General features: G+C 62.4%; 14 protein-coding genes. 5 read left to right on the top strand and 9 right to left on the bottom strand.

What is annotated here, in order from left to right; translation table 11 throughout:
• Positions 1-101: 101 nt before the first annotated feature.
• The 4 genes from AC07VU_RS15945 to AC07VU_RS15930 all read right to left on the bottom strand — a co-directional run bounded on the left by AC07VU_RS15945 (position 102) and on the right by AC07VU_RS15930 (position 4784).
• Positions 102-338 (bottom strand): DUF1653 domain-containing protein, encoded by a 237-nt coding sequence (locus AC07VU_RS15945; protein WP_007921312.1) that lies wholly within the window; start codon positions 336-338, stop codon positions 102-104.
• Between the two features lie 89 nt (positions 339-427).
• Positions 428-1603 (bottom strand): acetyl-CoA C-acyltransferase FadA, encoded by a 1176-nt coding sequence (fadA, locus tag AC07VU_RS15940; protein WP_053260302.1) that lies wholly within the window; start codon positions 1601-1603, stop codon positions 428-430.
• Positions 1604-1632: 29 nt separating this feature from the next.
• Complete coding sequence (gene fadB / locus AC07VU_RS15935) at positions 1633-3780, bottom strand: fatty acid oxidation complex subunit alpha FadB (RefSeq protein ID WP_274306075.1); 2148 nt, start codon at positions 3778-3780, stop codon at positions 1633-1635.
• 566 nt (positions 3781-4346) lie between these two features.
• Complete coding sequence (locus tag AC07VU_RS15930; RefSeq protein WP_274306074.1) at positions 4347-4784, bottom strand: hypothetical protein; 438 nt, start codon at positions 4782-4784, stop codon at positions 4347-4349.
• Positions 4785-4888: 104 nt separating this feature from the next.
• On the opposite strand from AC07VU_RS15930, the gene AC07VU_RS15925 reads away from it, so the two are divergent.
• Positions 4889-5326, top strand: coding sequence for a universal stress protein (locus tag AC07VU_RS15925; protein WP_007921319.1), 438 nt, complete (start codon positions 4889-4891; stop codon positions 5324-5326).
• Between the two features lie 84 nt (positions 5327-5410).
• Here AC07VU_RS15925 and AC07VU_RS15920 read toward each other — a convergent pair whose 3' ends face one another.
• Positions 5411-7330: an ATP-binding cassette domain-containing protein gene (locus AC07VU_RS15920; protein ID WP_007921321.1), complete on the bottom strand. Its 1920-nt coding sequence runs from the start codon at positions 7328-7330 to the stop codon at positions 5411-5413.
• A 213-nt stretch (positions 7331-7543) separates the two neighbouring features.
• Between AC07VU_RS15920 and AC07VU_RS15915 the strand changes: the two genes are divergently transcribed.
• The gene (locus AC07VU_RS15915; protein WP_495030129.1) at positions 7544-9472 is read left to right on the top strand and encodes a transglycosylase SLT domain-containing protein; all 1929 of its coding nucleotides are present in this window, start codon (positions 7544-7546) and stop codon (positions 9470-9472) included.
• A gap of 60 nt (positions 9473-9532) precedes the next feature.
• Here AC07VU_RS15915 and AC07VU_RS15910 read toward each other — a convergent pair whose 3' ends face one another.
• Positions 9533-11308 (bottom strand): ABC transporter transmembrane domain-containing protein, encoded by a 1776-nt coding sequence (locus AC07VU_RS15910; protein ID WP_495030128.1) that lies wholly within the window; start codon positions 11306-11308, stop codon positions 9533-9535.
• A gap of 346 nt (positions 11309-11654) precedes the next feature.
• Between AC07VU_RS15910 and AC07VU_RS15905 the strand changes: the two genes are divergently transcribed.
• Positions 11655-11834, top strand: coding sequence for a PA1571 family protein (locus AC07VU_RS15905; RefSeq protein WP_007921326.1), 180 nt, complete (start codon positions 11655-11657; stop codon positions 11832-11834).
• A gap of 98 nt (positions 11835-11932) precedes the next feature.
• On the opposite strand, the gene pdxB is transcribed toward AC07VU_RS15905, so the two are convergent.
• A complete protein-coding gene (gene pdxB / locus AC07VU_RS15900; protein ID WP_495030127.1) occupies positions 11933-13078 on the bottom strand; it encodes a 4-phosphoerythronate dehydrogenase PdxB in 1146 nt (381 codons plus the stop codon).
• A gap of 179 nt (positions 13079-13257) precedes the next feature.
• Between pdxB and AC07VU_RS15895 the strand changes: the two genes are divergently transcribed.
• Complete coding sequence (locus tag AC07VU_RS15895; RefSeq protein WP_277588234.1) at positions 13258-14664, top strand: MATE family efflux transporter; 1407 nt, start codon at positions 13258-13260, stop codon at positions 14662-14664.
• Here AC07VU_RS15895 and tusA read toward each other — a convergent pair.
• Together tusA and rlmM are read right to left on the bottom strand one after the other, a co-directional pair.
• Entirely contained in the window at positions 14661-14912 is a 252-nt protein-coding gene (gene tusA, locus AC07VU_RS15890; protein ID WP_007921329.1) for a sulfurtransferase TusA, read from the bottom strand. The two genes, AC07VU_RS15895 and tusA, sit on opposite strands and share 4 nt — an antisense overlap.
• Before the next feature lie 79 nt (positions 14913-14991).
• On the bottom strand, positions 14992-16065 hold the full coding sequence (rlmM, locus tag AC07VU_RS15885; protein ID WP_025804232.1) for a 23S rRNA (cytidine(2498)-2'-O)-methyltransferase RlmM: 1074 nt from the start codon (positions 16063-16065) through the stop codon (positions 14992-14994).
• Positions 16066-16279: 214 nt separating this feature from the next.
• On the opposite strand from rlmM, the gene acnA reads away from it, so the two are divergent.
• Complete coding sequence (acnA, locus tag AC07VU_RS15880; RefSeq protein ID WP_495030126.1) at positions 16280-19021, top strand: aconitate hydratase AcnA; 2742 nt, start codon at positions 16280-16282, stop codon at positions 19019-19021.
• Positions 19022-19040 lie beyond the last annotated feature (19 nt).

The following is a 19040-nucleotide window of genomic DNA, read 5'->3' as shown; positions in this document are numbered from 1 at the left end:
CCTGAATTCGAGAAGTGAGAGGCGGTTGGCGCCTGACGCGGCACCGCTATATATAGTGGCAACAAGGTGAGGTCAAGCGCAGGGTTCTGCGCGACCTCAGCTTAAGGCTGCGAAAAAAGACTGGGTTCGGCCTGCACCAAAGCAAAGCGTGGCACCTGCTCGCCGTCAACCTCGACCGACTCCAGGAACATGCTCAAGGGGCGCACCCAAAAGCCGTAATCGCCATACAGGGCTTGATAGAACACTACTTCCTCTTCCGTCTCGGAATGCCGCGCCACGCTGAAAACGCGGTACTGCGGTCCCTTGTAATGCTGATAGAGCCCGGGTTGTAATTGCATGTTCTGGCCCTCGTGCAAAATAAAAAATAATAAATCTTCAGAAAAACAAAAACCGGGGCACTGGGCCCCGGCTTCCATCAACGCAACGCTTAAACGCGTTCGAAGACAGTGGCAATGCCCTGGCCAAGGCCAATGCACATGGTGGACACGCCAAAGGTGCCGCCATTCTGCTTCATGACATTGAGCAAGGTGCCGGAGATACGCGCACCGGAACAGCCGAATGGGTGACCCAGGGCGATCGCGCCGCCGTGCAGGTTAACCTTCTCGTTCATCTTGTCGAGCACTTTCAAATCTTTCAGCACCGGCAGAGCCTGCGCCGCGAAAGCTTCGTTGAGTTCGAAGAAGTCGATATCGGTGATTCCCAGGCCCGCGCGCTTCAGTGCTTTCTGCGTGGCCGGTACTGGACCATAGCCCATGATCGCCGGATCCACACCCGCCACCGCCATCGAGCGGATCACCGCCAGCGGCTGGATGCCCAGGTCCTGGGCACGCTGCGCCGACATCACGATCATGCACGAAGCACCGTCGGTGATCTGCGACGAAGTACCGGCCGTCACGGTGCCGCCCTTCGGATTGAAGGCCGGCTTGAGGGCCGCCAGGCTTTCCAGGGTGGTCTCGGGACGAATGGTCTCGTCGTAGTCGAACAGTTTCAGGAAACCGTTCTCGTCGTAACCCTGCATCGGGATGATTTCGTCCTTGAACTTGCCTTCCACCGTCGCCTTGTGGGCGAGTTGGTGGGAGCGCAGGCCGAAGGCATCCTGTTGCTCACGGGTAATGCCGTGCATCTTGCCGAGCATCTCGGCAGTCAGGCCCATCATGCCCGAGGCTTTCGCCGCGTACAGGGACATGTGCGGGTTCGGGTCGACACCGTGCATCATGCTCACGTGGCCCATATGCTCGACGCCGCCAACCACGAATACGTCACCGTTGCCGGTCATGATCGCCTGGGCGGCGGTGTGCAGCGCGCTCATCGACGAGCCACACAGACGGCTGACGGTCTGGCCAGCCGAGGTGTGCGGGATCTGGGTCATCAGCGACGCCATGCGTGCGATGTTCCAGCCCTGCTCCAGGGTCTGGTTCACACAGCCCCAGATCACGTCTTCGACTTCCGCCGGATCGACCTTGGCGTTGCGTTCCAGCAATTTGCTGATCAGGTGCGCCGACATGTCTTCGGCGCGGGTATTGCGGTGCATGCCGCCCTTGGAGCGGCCCATCGGAGTACGACCGAAGTCGACAATCACGACGTCTCTAGGATTCAAGCTCATATATTCACTCTCGCTCTAGTAGGGGGCGCTTAACCGAAGAAGCTCTGGCCGTTCTTGGCCATCTCGCGCAGCTTCGCGGTTGGGTGGTACAGCGCGCCCAGATCGGCGTACTGGTCGGCCAGGGCAACGAACTGGGCAACACCGATCGAGTCGATGTAGCGCAGCGCACCGCCACGGAATGGAGGGAAACCAATACCGTACACCAGGCCCATGTCGGCTTCGGCCGCGGTTTCGACGATGCCGTCTTCCAGGCAACGAACGGTTTCCAGGCACAGCGGGATCATCATCCAGTTGACGATATCCTCGTCAGTGACTTCACGCTGCTCGTACACGATAGGCTTGAGCACTTCCAGCACCGACGGGTCGGCCACTTTCTTCTGCTTGCCTTTCTTGTCCGCCTCGTAGGCGTAGAAACCCTTGCCGTTCTTCTGGCCCAGGCGCTTGGCTTCGTAGAGCACATCGATAGCCGAACGGCGATCGTCTTTCATGCGATCCGGGAAACCTTCGGCCATCACGTCACGACCGTGGTGGCCAGTGTCGATACCGACCACGTCCATCAGGTAGGCCGGGCCCATCGGCCAGCCGAATTTTTCCATGACCTTGTCGATGCGCACGAAGTCCACGCCGGCGCTGACCAACTTGGCGAAACCGCCGAAGTACGGGAACAGCACGCGGTTGACCAGGAAGCCCGGGCAGTCGTTGACCACGATCGGGTTCTTGCCCATTTTCTTGGCGTAGGCAACGGTGGTGGCCACGGCCAGCTCGCTGGACTTCTCGCCACGGATGACTTCGACCAGCGGCATCATGTGCACCGGGTTGAAGAAGTGCATGCCGACGAAATTCTCCGGACGCTTGAGGGCTTTGGCCAGCAAGCTGATGGAAATGGTCGAGGTGTTCGAAGCGAGGATGGTGTCCTCCTTGACCTGGTCTTCGACTTCGGCCAGAACCGCTTGCTTGACCTTAGGGTTCTCGACGACCGCCTCGACCACCAGGTCGACGTGGCCGAAGTCACCGTAGGACAGCGTTGGGCGAATGCCGTTCAGCACTTCGGCCATCTTCGCCGCGGTCATGCGACCTTTATCGACACGGCCGACCAGCAGCTTGGCGGCTTCCGCCAGGCCTTGCTCGATACCGTGTTCGTTGATGTCTTTCATCAGGATCGGCGTGCCTTTGGACGCCGACTGGTAGGCGATTCCGCCCCCCATGATGCCGGCACCGAGTACGGCGGCCTGCTTCACATCGTGGGCGATTTCGTCGTAGGCCTTGGCCTTTTTCTTCAGTTCCTGGTCATTCAGGAACAGGCCGATCAGGCTCTGCGCAGCAGAGGTCTTGGCCAGTTTGACGAAGCCTGTTGCCTCGACTTCCAGCGCCTTGTCACGACCGAAGTTGGCGGCTTTCTGGATGGTCTTGATGGCTTCGACCGGCGCCGGGTAGTTCGGGCCAGCCTGGCCGGCGACAAAACCCTTGGCGGTTTCGAAGGACATCATCTGTTCGATGGCGTTGAGCTTGAGCTTTTCCAGCTTCGGCTGACGCTTGGCCTTGTAGTCGAACTCGCCGGAGATGGCGCGCTTGACGGTGGCCAGGGCCGCTTCATGCAGTTTTTCCGGAGCGACGACAGCGTCGACCGCACCGACTTTCAGTGCGTCTTCAGCACGGTTTTCCTTGCCGGCGGCAATCCATTCGATGGCGTTGTCGGCACCGATGATGCGTGGCAGGCGAACGGTACCGCCGAAGCCCGGGTAGATGCCCAGTTTGACTTCCGGCAGGCCGATCTTGGCACTGGAGGACATGACGCGATAGTCAGCTGCCAGGCACATTTCCAGACCGCCGCCCAGCGCGATGCCATTGATCGCGGCAACGGTCGGAACGTTGAGGTCTTCGAAATCGCTGAAAATCTTGTTGGCTTCGAGGTTGCCTGCGACAAGCTCTGCATCCGGCAGCTTGAAGTTGTCGACAAATTCGGTGATGTCGGCGCCGACGATGAAGACGTCCTTGCCACTGCTGACGATCACACCCTTGACCGACGCATCTGCCTTGATGGCGTCCACGGCCGAACGCAATTCGTTCAGGGTAAGACGGTTGAACTTGTTGACGGACTCACCCTTGAGGTCGAAATTCAATTCGACGATGCCACTTTCAAGAGCCTTAACCGTGATGGCTTTACCTTCGTAAATCATCAACTGATCTCCACGATATGGAAGCTGAACAGTACACGTCGGACGCTAACTTCTGACTCGGCAGCGACGTTTCCATCGATGCTACGCCAATCCGCCAGGCACACCCGCCAACGCGATAGTCGGGATTCTGGAAGAGCCGTCTGGTAATACAAACGCTCAATTCATACGCCCGTTTGATTTGGGTACGCCACATTCAGGCAAAATCCGACAATTGTCAATCGCCCAAAAGGTTGTTTGAAACGCGACTTCTTAGTCATTCCAGACGGGCACGCACCATCAACAAGCCTGCTCATCTCAGGACATTCATAGAATCAATCTTTAGAAAAGTCGCCCTAATACGTCGCCCCCATAACCGATTCGCGGCTACGCTGGCACAATCCTGGAGCAAAAATATGGATGCCTGGCCGAAAACCAGGCGTAAGATCAGCGACAACTCTCATCCCCGCCGCTCAGAACCAGGGATCAGAAAGGATTTACCGGCCTGCCTGGCCAACCCAGCCCGACCTTGTCGGGCTTTTTATTGCCTGCCTTTCAATAACCCGTGCCATTGCAGCGCAGGCCATGCTTCACGCCAGCGCCTTGAGCACTGCGGCAATGTCTTGCAAAACACTGGCTTCGCCACGTTCGCCCCAATACAAGACGATCATCTGCCGGTCGGCCTCGACCTTGAACACGTTGGCCGGCAGCGTGCGAAAGTGCTCGAGCAAGGCCGGGTCCGCACAGGCTTCCCGCCATTGGTTGACCCACACGCCCGGCGCACTTTGCCAGTAGGCCCAGCAGGCCGGTTGTGTGCCGCGCCGCGGCCGATGGTATTGCGCACAGGGGCTTGGAGGCTGCGGATCCATCCAGTGCGGCCACTCCTGAGGCGCCAGTTGCATGCCCAGGCCCATGCGGCGCGCCTCCATGCGCAGGGCGATCTGCCCGCTCTGGCGGCGCGACGGGCGCAGCCATGCCAGCGGGCTCAACACCACCGCGAGGATTGACACCACTATCCAGACCGTCATATCTGTACTCCCGATTCTTGATGAGCCGATTGATCCAGGTCGGAACCAATCCGCTTGAAACCAGCCATACTTGAAGCTATTGCAATCCTCAGGAGGAGCACCTCATGCCCTACCACCATATTCTGGTCGCCGTAGATCTAACCGAAGAGTGCGATCCTGTTATCCACCGGGCTCGCGAGCTGTCGGTCAGCAACAGCGCCAAATTGTCCCTGGTGCATATCGTCGAGCCGATGGCCATGGCGTTCGGCGGCGACGTACCGATGGACCTGTCCCAATTGCAACAGCAGCAGTTCGACCAGGCCAAGGAACGTCTCGATCGCCTCATCACCAAATACCCTGAGCTGTCCAAGGAATACAGCCACCTGACCTATGGCCAGCCACGCCAGGAAATCCATCATCTGGCCAAGGAACAGGAATGCGACCTGATCGTGGTCGGCAGCCATGGCCGGCACGGCCTGGCGCTGCTGCTGGGCTCGACCGCCAACGACGTGCTGCACGGCGCCCCTTGCGACGTGCTGGCCGTGCACCTGGTCAAACGCTGAGCCCGCCGGCGGAATGCTCCGCCCGCACCGGCCCTGCAAAAAGCCCGACATGAATGTCGGGCTTTTTTATTGCCGCCAGGTCACTCAGGCATCCAGCTCGGCCCAACGCTCAACCATCACATCCAGTTCAGCATTGAGCTGTTCCAACTGGGCGATGACCGCCGTAGTCTCGGCCGCAGGACGCTGATAGAAGCCAGCGTCGGCCATTTCCGCTTCCACGGTGGCGATCTGCTGCTCCATGGCTTCGATCTGGCCAGGCAACGCCTCGAGCTCGCGCTGCAACTTGTAGCTGAGCTTCTTCTTGGCCGCAGGCGCTTCCTGTGCCGCGGCAGGTGCCGCCGCCACAGGCGCAACCACCGCCGAGTTCAGCTCGGCCTTGCCCGACTTGTTCTCGGTCACGCCCAGCAGGCGTGGCGAACCGCCTTGGCGCAACCAATCCTGATAACCGCCGACGTATTCGCGAACCTTGCCCTCGCCTTCGAACACCAGGGTGCTGGTCACCACGTTATCGAGGAATGCCCGGTCGTGGCTGACCATCAGCACGGTGCCCTGGAAGGTCAGCAGCACTTCTTCCAGCAGCTCGAGGGTTTCCACGTCCAGGTCGTTGGTCGGTTCGTCGAGCACCAGCAGGTTGGCCGGTTTGCTGAACAACTTGGCCAGCAACAAGCGAGCACGCTCGCCACCGGACAGCGCCTTGACCGGCGTGCGGGCACGCTGCGGGCTGAACAGGAAATCCCCCAGGTAGCTGAGCACGTGGCGGCTCTGGCCATCGATATCGATAAAGTCGCGACCTTCGGCGACGTTGTCGATCACGGTCTTTTCCAGGTCCAGCTGGTGACGCAGTTGGTCGAAGTAGGCCACGTCGATACGCGTGCCCTCCTCGACCTTGCCGCTGCTCGGCACCAGGCCGCCCAGCATCAGTTTGAGCAGCGTGGTCTTGCCGGTACCGTTGGCGCCGAGCAGGCCGATACGGTCGCCGCGCTGCAGGACCATGGAGAAATTCTTGACCAGGAACGGACCGCCCGGATGAGCGAAGCTCACGTCTTCGAGCACCATGACCTGCTTGCCGGACTTGTCGGCGGTTTCCAGCTGGATATTGGCCTTGCCGGTACGCTCGCGACGCTCGCTGCGCTCGACACGCAGCGCCTTGAGGGCACGCACGCGGCCTTCGTTACGGGTACGGCGGGCCTTGATGCCCTGGCGAATCCAGACTTCTTCCTGGGCCAGGCGCTTGTCGAACAGCGCGTTGGCCGTCTCCTCAGCCGCCAGCACGGCCTCCTTGTGCACCAGGAAGCTGGCGTAGTCGCCATTCCAGTCGATCAGCCCACCACGGTCCAGCTCGAGAATCCGGGTCGCCAGGTTCTGCAGGAAGGAACGGTCGTGAGTAATAAAGAGGACGGCGCCCTGGAAGTCCTTCAGGGCTTCTTCCAGCCAGGCGATGGCGCCGATATCCAGGTGGTTGGTCGGTTCGTCTAGCAGCAGCAGGTCCGGTTCGGACACCAGGGCCTGGGCCAGCAGGACGCGACGACGCCAGCCACCGGACAACTCGGCGAGGGTCTTGTCGGCCGGCAGCTGCAGGCGGCTCAGGGTGCTGTCCACCAGGGTCTGCAAGCGCCAGCCGTCACGGGCTTCGAGGTCATGCTGGACGTGCATGAGCTTTTCCAGATCGGCATCGGTGACGATGTTCTGGCTCAGGTGGTGATACTGCGCCAGCAATTCGCCAACGCCATCGAGGCCTTGGGCGACCACGTCGAACACCGTCCGCTCGTCGGCCACTGGCAATTCCTGCGGCAATTCGCCGATTTTCAGACCGGGCGCGCGCCATACGGAACCGTCGTCGGGCTTCTGATCGCCCTTGACCAGCTTCAGCATGCTGGATTTGCCGGTGCCGTTGCGGCCGATGATGCACACCCGCTCACCACGGGCGATCTGCCAGGACACCTTGTCCAACAACGGCATAGCGCCGAACGCAAGGGACACATCGCTGAATTTGAGCAGGGTCATGAGCTTCTCCAAAAACCGGGCGCGCATTCTACCTGAGTTGAGGCCTCAGAAGGCCGGCATTTTCACTCCTGAAGCACCCTGAACAACATTTGCAGCGAACTGGCGACAAGAGGCCGGCAAAGCTTTCACCCGCTGCTGGCAAAAGGCTAAGCTAGGGAATAATCAGTGTTGGCATTGTCGGCACTTGTCATGATTTCTCTGCCCGGATGTCTCATGCGCAGTCGCCTTTTCAGTCTTTTATCCTGCCTGCTTCTTTCTGCCTCTGCCGTGCACACCGCTCAGGCCGCAGAGCTCTCACTCCAGCGTCAATATTACGATGAAGCCAAGCGCGCCCTGGCCAAGGGCGACTCCGGTCCGTATTTCCGCTACAGCCAGGTCCTGGCCGACTACCCGCTCGAGCCCTATCTGGCCTATGACGAACTGACCGCCCGGCTAAAGACCGCCAGCAACGCCGAGATCGAAAAGTTTCTCCGTGAACACGGCGACCTGCCCCAGGCCAACTGGATGAAACTGCGCTGGTTGCGCTGGCTGGCCGAACGCGGCGACTGGGCCACCTTCGTCAAGTATTACGACCCCAAGCTCAACTTCACCGAGCTGGACTGCCTGAACGCGCAATACCAGCTGGGCCACAACCTCAAGGCCGAAGGTTACGCCGCCACCGACAAGCTCTGGCTCAGCGGCAAATCCCTGCCCGCCACCTGCGACGCGTTGTTCGCCCAGTGGGCCGCCGAAGGCCAGTTGACCGAACAGAAGCGCTGGCAGCGCGCCAAGCTGGCCGCCGAGGCCCGCAACTATCCGCTGGCCAATAGCCTGGTCAACAGCATGACCACCCTCGCCCCTCAGGGCCGGCTGCTAGTAGACGTTGCCCAGAAGCCCGAACTGCTCAGCCAGCCGTCGCGCTTCACTCCAGCCAGCGAAGCCATGTCCGACGTGGTCGGCCTGGGTCTGCGCCGCCTGGCCCGCCAGGATCCGGACAGGGCCATGGCCCTGCTCGACGGTTATGCCAGCAGCATGCACTTCTCCCGTGACGAAAAAGTGGCGATCGCCCGGGAAATCGGCCTGACCCTGGCGCGACGCTTCGACAGCCGCGGCCTTGAAGTGATGACCAAATACGATCCCGAGCTGCGCGACAACACGGTTTCCGAATGGCGCCTGCGCCTGCTGTTGCGTCTGGCTCGCTGGGAAGACGCCTACCAGCTGACCCGCAAGCTGCCCCAGGACCTGGCGACCACAAACCGCTGGCGCTACTGGCAAGCGCGCAGCCTGGAACTGGCCGAACCGCAGAACCCCCAGGCCCAGACCCTCTACAAAGGCTTGGCCAACGAGCGCGATTTCTATGGTTTCCTCGCGGCCGATCGTACCCAGTTGCCTTATCAGCTGAACAACAAACCGCTGGTGCTCAGCCAGCAAGTGATCAACAAGGTGCGCAATACGCCCGGCGTGCGGCGCGCCCTGGAGTTTCATGCCCGTGGCCAGATCGTCGATGGCCGGCGCGAGTGGTACCACGTCAGCCGTCATTTCAACCGTGACGAAATGGTCGCCCAGGCCAAGCTGGCCTATGACCTGAAATGGTACTTCCCGGCCATTCGCACCATCAGCCAGGCGAAGTACTGGGACGATCTGGACATCCGCTTCCCGATGGCCCACCGCGACACCCTGGTGCGCGAAGCCAAGGTCCGTGGCCTGCACTCGAGCTGGGTCTTCGCGATCACCCGCCAGGAAAGCGCGTTCATGGACGACGCTCGCTCGGGCGTCGGTGCGGCCGGCTTGATGCAACTGATGCCCGGCACCGCGAAGGAAACCGCGCGCAAGTTCAGCATCCCGCTGGCCTCGCCGCAGCAAGTACTGAACCCGGACAAAAACATCCAGCTCGGCGCCGCCTACCTGAGCCAGGTGCACAGCCAGTTCAATGGCAACCGGGTGCTCGCCTCCGCAGCCTACAACGCCGGCCCCGGACGCGTGCGCCAATGGCTCCGTGGCGCCGACCACCTGAGCTTCGACGTCTGGGTGGAAAGCATTCCGTTCGACGAAACCCGCCAGTACGTGCAGAACGTGCTGTCCTATTCGGTGATCTACGGCCAGAAGCTCAATTCGCCACAGCCACTGGTGGATTGGCATGAGCGGTATTTCGACGATCAGTAAGCGATAACGCCTCATAAAAATGCCCGCAGCGATGCGGGCATTTTCGTTTCCAGCGCAAGGTCAGGACACTGACTGGCCATCGCTGAACTGCAAAGCTGCCAGGCGCGCATACAGTGGATTGCTGGCGATCAGCTCCTGATGGGTGCCCACCGCCACCAGCCGGCCCTGATCCATCACCGCGATCCGGTCGGCGTTTTTCACCGTGGCCAGGCGATGGGCGATCACCAGGGTGGTGCGATTCTTCATCAGGCTCGGCAAGGCTTGCTGGATCAAATGCTCGCTCTGGGCATCCAGGGCGCTGGTGGCTTCATCCAGCAACAGGATCGGCGCATCCACCAGCAGCGCCCGGGCAATCGCCAGGCGCTGGCGCTGGCCGCCGGACAGTCCCAGCCCCGCATCGCCGAGATGGGTCCGGTAACCCTCGGGCATGTTCTCGATGAAGTCATGGGCGTAGGCGATCCTCGCCGCCTCCCTGACCTGTTCCGGGGTGGCCGAGGGTTTGCCATAACGAATGTTCTCCTCGATGCTGCCGAAGAACAGCGCCGGGCTTTGCGACACCAGGGCAAAACAGCGACGCACATCCTGCGGGTCGAGCTGGGTCAGGGGTACGCCATCGAGCAGGATGCGCCCCTGCTCCGGGTCGTAGAAGCGCAGCAGCAGATCGTAGAGGGTCGACTTGCCCGCCCCCGACGGCCCGATCAGCGCCAGGGTTTCTCCCTCGTGGATAGTCAGGCTCAAGCCATCGACGGCGTAACTGTCCGGACGCGACGGATAAGAGAAGCGCAAGTTCTCCAGCACCAGCTCGCCCCGTACCCGCTCGGGCAAGCTGGCCGGGCTGTCGCTCGGCGGCTGGATCAGGTTTTCCGAACGCAGCAACTCGGCAATCCGCTCCGCCGCGCCGGCGGCCCGTTGCAGCTCACCGATCACCTCGCTCAGGGTGCCGAAGGCACTGCCGACGATCAGACTGTAGAAGACAAAGGCCGCCAGCTCGCCACTGGAAATACGCCCGGCGATCACATCCATGCCGCCGACCCAGAGCATCACCCCGACCGCCCCCAGCACCAGCACGATCACCAGGGTGATCAACCAGGCGCGCTGGACGATACGTCGGCGCGCGGTGTTGAACGCCTCTTCCACCGTCTGGGCAAAGCGTTGCTCATCCTGGGGCTGGTGGTTATAGGCCTGGACGGTCTTGATCTGGCCCAGGGTTTCCGCCACGTAGCTGCCGACATCGGCGATACGGTCCTGGCTCAAGCGCGACAGGCTGCGCACCCGGCGGCCGAAAATCAGGATCGGCACCAGCACCAGGGGCAAGGCGATCACCACGATGCTGGTGAGCTTGGGATTGGTGACAAACAGCAGCACGATGCCGCCGATGACCATCAGCGCATTACGCAAAAACAGCGAGAGCGACGAGCCGATCACCGATTGCAGCAAGGTGGTATCGGCGGTCAGCCGCGACTGGATCTCCGAGCTGCGATTGTTCTCATAGAAGCCCGGGTGCAGGTAGATCAGATGGTTGAACACCTGCCGACGGATGTCCGCCACGCAGCGCTCGCCAATCCACGACACTAGGTAGAAACGCACGAACGTCCCCACCGCCAGCCCCAGCACCAATAACAGAAACAGACCGATGGACTGGTTGAGCAAATCCGGCGACCCGGTCATGAAGCCCCGGTCCACCAACAGGCGGATGCCCTGCCCCATGGACAGGGTGATGCCAGCGGTCACCACCAGCGCCAGTAACGCCCCCAGGGCCTGCCAGCGATAAGGCGCGATGAAACGACTGGCCAGGCGAATCGCCCGGCGTTGACGCGAAGAAAGCATGAAGTTCATCCGGGAGCACACCTGGGAACGGCCCCGCCCCATTCACCGCCGCGTGATCCAGCAAGGCGATGAGGTTGAGCCCTGTTTGTCGGAACCGATTTTCCTGGAAACTGTTTCTTGGAACCTGCATTTCCTGGAACTTGGGTAAATCAAAATGAGTCAGGTTAATTATGTCCGCCAACACTAGAGCCTAGATGCTATTGGTCTAAGGTCCGAGTGGAAGTCCACAGACATTTCTGTTGGACTGAGGACTCCCCGGATAGAAAACGCCGTAGTGGGACCTTGCAGGGAGTTGTCACAGCTTGGTCACCTGGCGGTTTTAAAGTAAGCGCACAACCTGATGAGGAGACAGGCCATGTCCTTGCAAAACAGCAGCAATGACAAGATTGAAGTGATTCGTACCCACCCCGACCAGTCTCTGGGATGCGCCATCATCGACGCTCAGGGTCGCGAAGTACCGATCACCGAAGACATGATCCAGAACGCCTGCCGCGAACTGGAAAAGCGACTGGTCAAGCCTGCGCAGCAAGATTGACACATAGCCTCACGTCCTCTTGACCCGGCCCTGAAGCCGGGTTTTTTATGCCTGCCGGAATCCTTGTCGCCCCGTCACAAACGACCGGGCCCGAACCTTCAACGAACCGACACCGCGCCCAAGGCCGAGACGATCTGCTGCAAGCCTGGCGCTTCGCCCTGGATGCGCACGGCCAACCCATCGATTTCACGGCGCGGCGGATAACCCTTGCGCAACGCATCGAAGGCCGCGCGCTGCTCGGCCACGCTGCCCACCAGGCTGCGGCGAAAATCCGCATCGTCGCGCCGCGGGTCGTAGACCGCTCGGCAGATCATTGCCAGGGACCAGGCCGGGTCGCTATGGGCATCGAGGCTCACCTCCGACAACCATGGCCGGGGCAGCAGGTCGCGCAAATGAATCGCTTGCGGCTGCCCAAGGTAATCGCAGAGCGCCTGATAGATCTGCGCCGTCCCACGCTGCCGGCCATCGAGGCTGTAACCGGCGATGTGCGGCGTGGCCAGTACGCACAGCTCGGCCAGGGCCACGTCGACCTGGGGCTCGCCCTCCCAGACATCCAGCACCGCCTGCAAATCTTCACGCTCGAGCAGCACTTCACGCAGGGCAGTGTTATCCACCACCGCGCCACGGCTGGCGTTGATCAGCCAGGCACCGGGGCGCAGTTGCCGCAGGCGCTGCTTGTCCAGCAGGTGCCAGGTCGGCAGCTCGCCGGCCTTGGTCAAGGGGGTGTGCAGGCTGATGACATCGCACTGGGCGAGGATCTGTTCCAGGCTGACGTAGTCGCCACCTTCCGCCACCTGCCGTGGCGGGTCGCAGACCAGGACCTTCCAGCCCAGGCCGCGCAGCACCTCGATCAGCCGTCCACCGACCTCGCCCGCGCCCACCACGCCGTAAGTGCGTTGCGTCAGGTCGGCGCCTTCGATTTCCGCCAGGGTCAGCAGGCTGCCCAGCACATAGTCGACCACCCCGCGCGCATTACAGCCTGGCGCGCTGGACCAGCGAATGCCCGCCTCATGGAAATACTCGAGGTCCAGATGATCGGTGCCAATGGTGCAGGTTCCGACAAACCGCACCTGGCTACCTTCGAGCAGGGCGCGGCTGACCTGGGTCACCGAACGCACCAGCAGCACATCGGCGCCCTCGATGGCGGCGCGGTCGATGGACCGCCCCGGGAAACGGCGGATCTCGCCGAAGCCGGCAAAAAAGGCATCGAGCAGGGGAATATTTTCGTCGGCAACAATCAGCATGGCAGGCTCCTTTCGCGGAGCCGCAGTTTAGGCGTAGAAGGCCATTTTCGGCCAGCGAGCAATCCACCCCGCCGGCTGCCGCCAGCACTTACAAATCGACAACAGAGGTTTTTTCCTGACTCATCCGTCAATGCGTAGAATACGCCGCCCTGCGCATCAACCCTGTGGACGCTTCGCCTGTGAATTCCGTGACCGATACCCCTGCCACTTCCCTCAACCGCCCGGCCCGGGTGCGCCTTGAACTGCGCAGCCTGCTGGCCCTGGCCTTGCCGATCATGATCGCGCAACTGGCGACCACGGCCATGGGCTTCGTCGATGCGGTGATGGCCGGACGGGTCAGTCCACGGGACCTGGCGGCGGTGGCGCTGGGTAACTCGATCTGGATCCCGGTGTTCCTGTTGATGACCGGCACCCTGCTGGCCACCACGCCCAAGGTGGCCCAGCGGGTCGGCGCCGGCACCTATGGCGAGATCGGCCCGATCGTGCGCCAGGCGCTGTGGCTGGCCCTGGCGGTCGGCCTGAGCGCCAGCCTGATTCTGGTCAGTGCCGAGCCGGTGCTGCACCTGATGAAGGTCGACCCGACGCTGATCGGCCCCTGCATGGCATACCTGCACGGCATTGCCAGCGGCCTGCCGGCGGTGGCGCTGTATTACGTGCTGCGTTGCTGCAGCGATGCCCTGGGCCGTACCCGGCCAAGCATGGTCATCGGCCTGTTCGGCCTGGCCCTGAACATCCCCATCAACTATGTGTTCATTTATGGCCACCTCGGCGTGCCGGCCATGGGCGGCGTCGGTTGCGGCTGGGCCACGGCCATCGTGATGTGGGCGATGATGCTGGCCATGGCCGGCTGGACCCGCTGGGCCCCGGCCTACCAGAGCAGCCAGCTGTTCAAGCGTTTCGACTGGCCGCAATGGGCGGTGATCAAGCGTTTGCTGAGCGTCGGCCTGCCGATCGGCATCGCGGTGTTCGCCGAATCGAGCATCTTCGCGGTGATCGCCCTGCTGATCGGCAGCCTTGGCGCCACGGTGGTGGCCGGGCACCAGATCGCCCTCAACATCAGCTCCCTGCTGTTCATGATTCCTTATTCCCTGGGCATGGCGGTCACGGTGCGGGTCGGCCAGGCCCTGGGCGCCGGCAACCCGCATCAGGCGCGCTTCGCCGCCGGCGTCGGCCTGGGCGCAGCGCTGGCCTTCGCCCTGTTCTCCGCAAGCCTGATCCTGCTGCTGCGTGAGTCCATCGCTTCGATCTACACCCCGGACACCGCGGTGATCCAGGTGGCGGCGATGCTGATCGTGTATGCCGCGCTCTACCAGTTCTCCGACGCGATCCAGGTGATCTGCGCCGGCGCGCTGCGTGGCTACCAGGACACCCGGGTGACCATGGTCCTGACGCTGCTCGCCTACTGGGGCATCGGTTTGCCGGTGGGGTATGTGCTGGGGCTGACCGACTGGTTCGGCCCTGCCAGCGGCCCGAGCGGGCTGTGGGAAGGCTTGATCGCCGGCCTGAGTTGCGCGGCGCTGATGCTGTCGATCCGCCTGGCGCGCAGCGCGCGCAAGCGGATCCGCATCAGCCGGGCGATGGCTTAACCGGACTTCTTGCGAATCCAGTACAGATAGGTGCCGGCCTCTTCCTGCTGGGCGACCAGCTCATGGTCGAGGAACACGCAGAACTTGGGGATGTCGCGGCGGGTCGAGGGATCGGTGGCGATCACCTTGAGCAGGCCGCCGGGCTGCAGGTCACGAATATGCTGGTGCAGCATCATGACCGGCTCCGGGCAATTGAGCCCGGTGGCGTCCAGCGTGCCGTCGACCGGCGTATCGATGATTTGACTCATAACTCACTCCTGAAACTGGCCGGCATTGTCGCGCAATGCCGGCATCGACGCTATCTGTGGCATTGCGCCGCAACCACAATCAACGGGCCTTGGGCTTCTTTTCATCCAGCCGGCGCAGGTGGCAGGTCACTTCTTCGCGGTCGTGGTACAGCTGCTTGCAGCCAATGGCCACGCGAATGCCGCGGGCCTTGAAGCCGTCCTCGATCCGCTCGAGCAAGCGCTTCACTTCCGCGTAACGCTGCTTCATCGGCAGCTTCAGGTTGACCACCGCTTCGCGGCAGTGGCCCTCACCGATCCAGGTTTCCAGCAAGGCCGCGTTGCGCGCCGGTTTCTCGACGATATCGCAGACCATCCAGTCCACCGGCTGCTTGGGCTTGAAGGTGAAACCGTCGGCCATCAGGTGCTGCACCAGGCCGGTGTCCATCAGGCTTTCGGCCATAGGCCCGTTATCGACAGCGGTGACCAGCATGCCGCGGTTGACCAGTTGCCAGGTCCAGCCACCCGGGGCGGCCCCCAGGTCGACGCCAGTCATGTCGCCATGCAGACGCTCGTCCCACTGATCGCGAGGAATGAAATGGTGCCAGGCCTCCTCCAGCTTCAGGGTCGAGCGGCTAGGCGCCTCACGGGGGAACTTCAGGCGCGGAATGCCCATCGGCCACATGGCCGAATTGCCTGCGTCCGCCAGGCCGACAAACACCTCGCGGCCGCTTTTGAAGGTCAGCAGCAAGCGCGGCTTGCCGGCATCGTCCACCAGCTTGCCGGCCGCCGTCAGGGCCTTGCGCAGCGGTGCTTCGAATTTCTTGCAGAAGTTCGACAGCTCCTTGCCGTCATTGGTATCCAGCACTTCCAGCCACAGGCTGCCGCAGGTCGGGAAGCTCGCCAGGTGGGCCAGGATCACGCTGATGCGGTCGGTTTCCGGCAGATCGACGAAGACGCCCCGCGCCCATTGCCGCGGGAAGATCAGCTCGGCGAAACGCAGCTCGCGCATCAGGCGCTCGGCGCCGTCTTCTTCGCTGCACACAAACTCGGCACAGGCGGTGCTCGGCTTGGCCTTGGCGTACCCGGCCACGTTCAGGCGCGCGGCATGGTCGGCGATCTCGGAACAGACTTCGCCTTCGAAGCCCGGCCGGCAGTGCATAAAGAGGGTGTTCATCGAATCTCCTGGGCAATGGGCAATGAATCATGCGCAAACCTGCCCGAAGTGCGCGCAAAGCCTGTCACGAAAACCGGCGCATGATAGCCGAGTTCGGAACCTTGGACTTGTCCATAGAGTCCAGTTATTAGCCAGCTACTGAAAACAGGGCTAGGTTAAGAGCTCTGCCCGTCCCGTCAGGTCCGTAGCCGTGCGGACCAAAAGGAGTGATTCAATGCCGTCCCTCGATAGCCTGAAAACCCTTAAAACATTAAAAATCGACGACAAGACCTACCACTACTTCAGCCTGCCGGAAGCCGCCAAGCGCCTTGGCGATCTCGACAAACTGCCGATGTCGTTGAAAGTCCTGCTGGAAAACCTGCTGCGCTGGGAAGACGAAAAGACCGTCACCAGCGCCGACCTCAAGGCCCTCGCCGCCTGGCTCAAGGAGCGCCGCTCGGATCGCGAGATCCAGTACCGCCCGGCGCGGGTGCTGATGCAGGACTTCACCGGCGTGCCGGCGGTGGTCGACCTGGCGGCCATGCGCGCGGCCATGGCCAAGGCCGGCGGCGACCCGCAACGCATCAACCCGCTGTCGCCGGTGGACCTGGTGATCGACCACTCGGTGATGGTCGACAAGTTCGGCAGCAACACCGCCTTCGAACAGAACGTCGACATTGAAATGCAGCGCAACGGCGAACGTTATGCCTTCCTGCGCTGGGGCCAGAGCGCCTTCGACAACTTCAGCGTGGTACCGCCGGGCACCGGCATCTGCCACCAGGTCAACCTGGAATACCTGGGCCGCACGGTCTGGACCAAGGACGAAGACGGCCGCACCTACGCCTTCCCCGACACCCTGGTCGGCACCGACTCCCATACCACCATGATCAACGGCCTCGGCGTGCTCGGCTGGGGCGTGGGCGGCATCGAGGCCGAGGCGGCGATGCTCGGCCAACCGGTGTCGATGCTGATCCCGGAAGTCATAGGTTTCAAACTGACCGGCAAGCTCAAGGAAGGCATCACCGCCACCGACCTGGTGCTGACCGTCACCCAGATGCTGCGCAAGAAAGGCGTGGTCGGCAAATTCGTCGAGTTCTATGGCGACGGCCTGGCCGACTTGCCGCTGGCCGACCGCGCCACCATCGCCAACATGGCCCCGGAATACGGCGCCACCTGCGGCTTCTTCCCAGTGGATGACGTCACCCTGGAATACCTGCGCCTGTCTGGCCGCCCGGACGCTGTGGTGAAACTGGTGGAGGCCTACAGCAAGATCCAGGGCCTGTGGCGCCTGCCAGGCAAGGAGCCGGTATTCACCGACAGCCTGGCGCTGGACATGGGCACAGTGGAAGCCAGCCTGGCCGGGCCGAAGCGGCCACAGGACCGAGTCTCCCTGCCCAACGTCGGCCAGGCCTTCACCGACTTTCTCGATCTGCAGTTCAAGCCCACCAGCAAGGAAGAAGGCCGCCTGGAAAGCGAAGGCGGTGGCGGCGTGGCCGTGGGCAGTGCCGACCTGATAGGCGAAGTCGATTACGCCCACAATGGTCAGACCTACCGCCTGAAAAACGGTGCGGTGGTGATCGCCGCCATTACCTCCTGTACCAACACCTCCAACCCCAGCGTGATGATGGCCGCCGGCCTGGTGGCGAAAAAGGCTGTGGAAAAAGGCCTCAAGCGCAAGCCCTGGGTGAAGAGTTCGCTGGCGCCGGGTTCGAAAGTGGTCACCGACTACTACAAGGCCGCCGGGTTGACCCAATACCTCGACGCCCTGGGCTTCGACCTGGTGGGTTATGGCTGCACCACCTGCATCGGCAACTCCGGCCCCTTGCCGGAGCCGATCGAGAAAGCCATCCAGAAAGCCGACCTGACCGTCGCCTCGGTGCTGTCCGGCAACCGCAACTTCGAAGGCCGGGTGCACCCGCTGGTGAAAACCAACTGGCTGGCCTCGCCGCCGCTGGTGGTGGCCTATGCCCTGGCCGGCAGCGTGCGCATCGATATCAGCCGCGAGCCGCTGGGCGAAGGCAAGGACGGCAAGCCGGTCTACCTGCGCGACATCTGGCCGAGCAGCCAGGAAATCGCCGAGGCGGTCACCCAGGTCAACACCCGGATGTTCCACAAGGAATACGCCGAGGTGTTCGCCGGCGACGCCCAGTGGCAAGCCATCGAAGTACCGCAGGCCGCGACCTACGTGTGGCAGGCGGATTCCACCTATATCCAGCATCCACCCTTCTTCGACGACATCGCCGGCCCGCTGCCGGTGATCAAGGATATCGAGGGCGCGCGGGTCCTGGCGCTGCTGGGCGACTCGGTGACCACCGACCATATCTCCCCAGCCGGCAACATCAAGGCCGACAGCCCGGCCGGCCGCTACCTGCGCGAGCAGGGCGTGGAACCGCGGGACTTCAACTCCTACGGCTCGCGTCGCGGCAACCACCAGGTGATGATGCGCGGCACCTTCGCCAACATCCGCATTCGCAACGAAATGCTCGGCGGCGAAGAAGGCGGCAACACGATCTACATCCCCACCGGCGAGAAACTGGCGATCTATGACGCGGCCATGCTGTACCAGCAATCGGCTACGCCGCTGGTGGTGATCGCCGGCCAGGAATACGGCACCGGCTCCAGCCGCGACTGGGCCGCCAAGGGCACCAATCTGCTGGGGGTCAAGGCGGTGATTGCCGAGAGCTTCGAGCGCATCCACCGCTCCAACCTGGTGGGCATGGGCGTGCTGCCGCTGCAGTTCAAGCTCGACCAGAACCGCAAGAGCCTGAACCTCACCGGCAAGGAAACCCTGGATATCCAGGGCCTGACCGGTGTCGAGCTGACGCCGCGGATGAACCTGACCCTGGTGATCACCCGCGAGGATGGCAGCCAGGAAAAGGTCGAGGTGCTGTGCCGCATCGACACCCTGAACGAAGTGGAATACTTCAAGTCCGGCGGGATCCTGCACTACGTCCTGCGGCAACTGATCGCCGCGTAACGCTATGCCGCAACACCAA

Source organism: Pseudomonas sp. GW821-FHT02B10 (genome assembly GCF_059421865.1).
The sequence above is the reverse complement of the archived record's forward strand: the minus strand, read 5'-3'. Positions and strand labels throughout refer to the sequence as shown.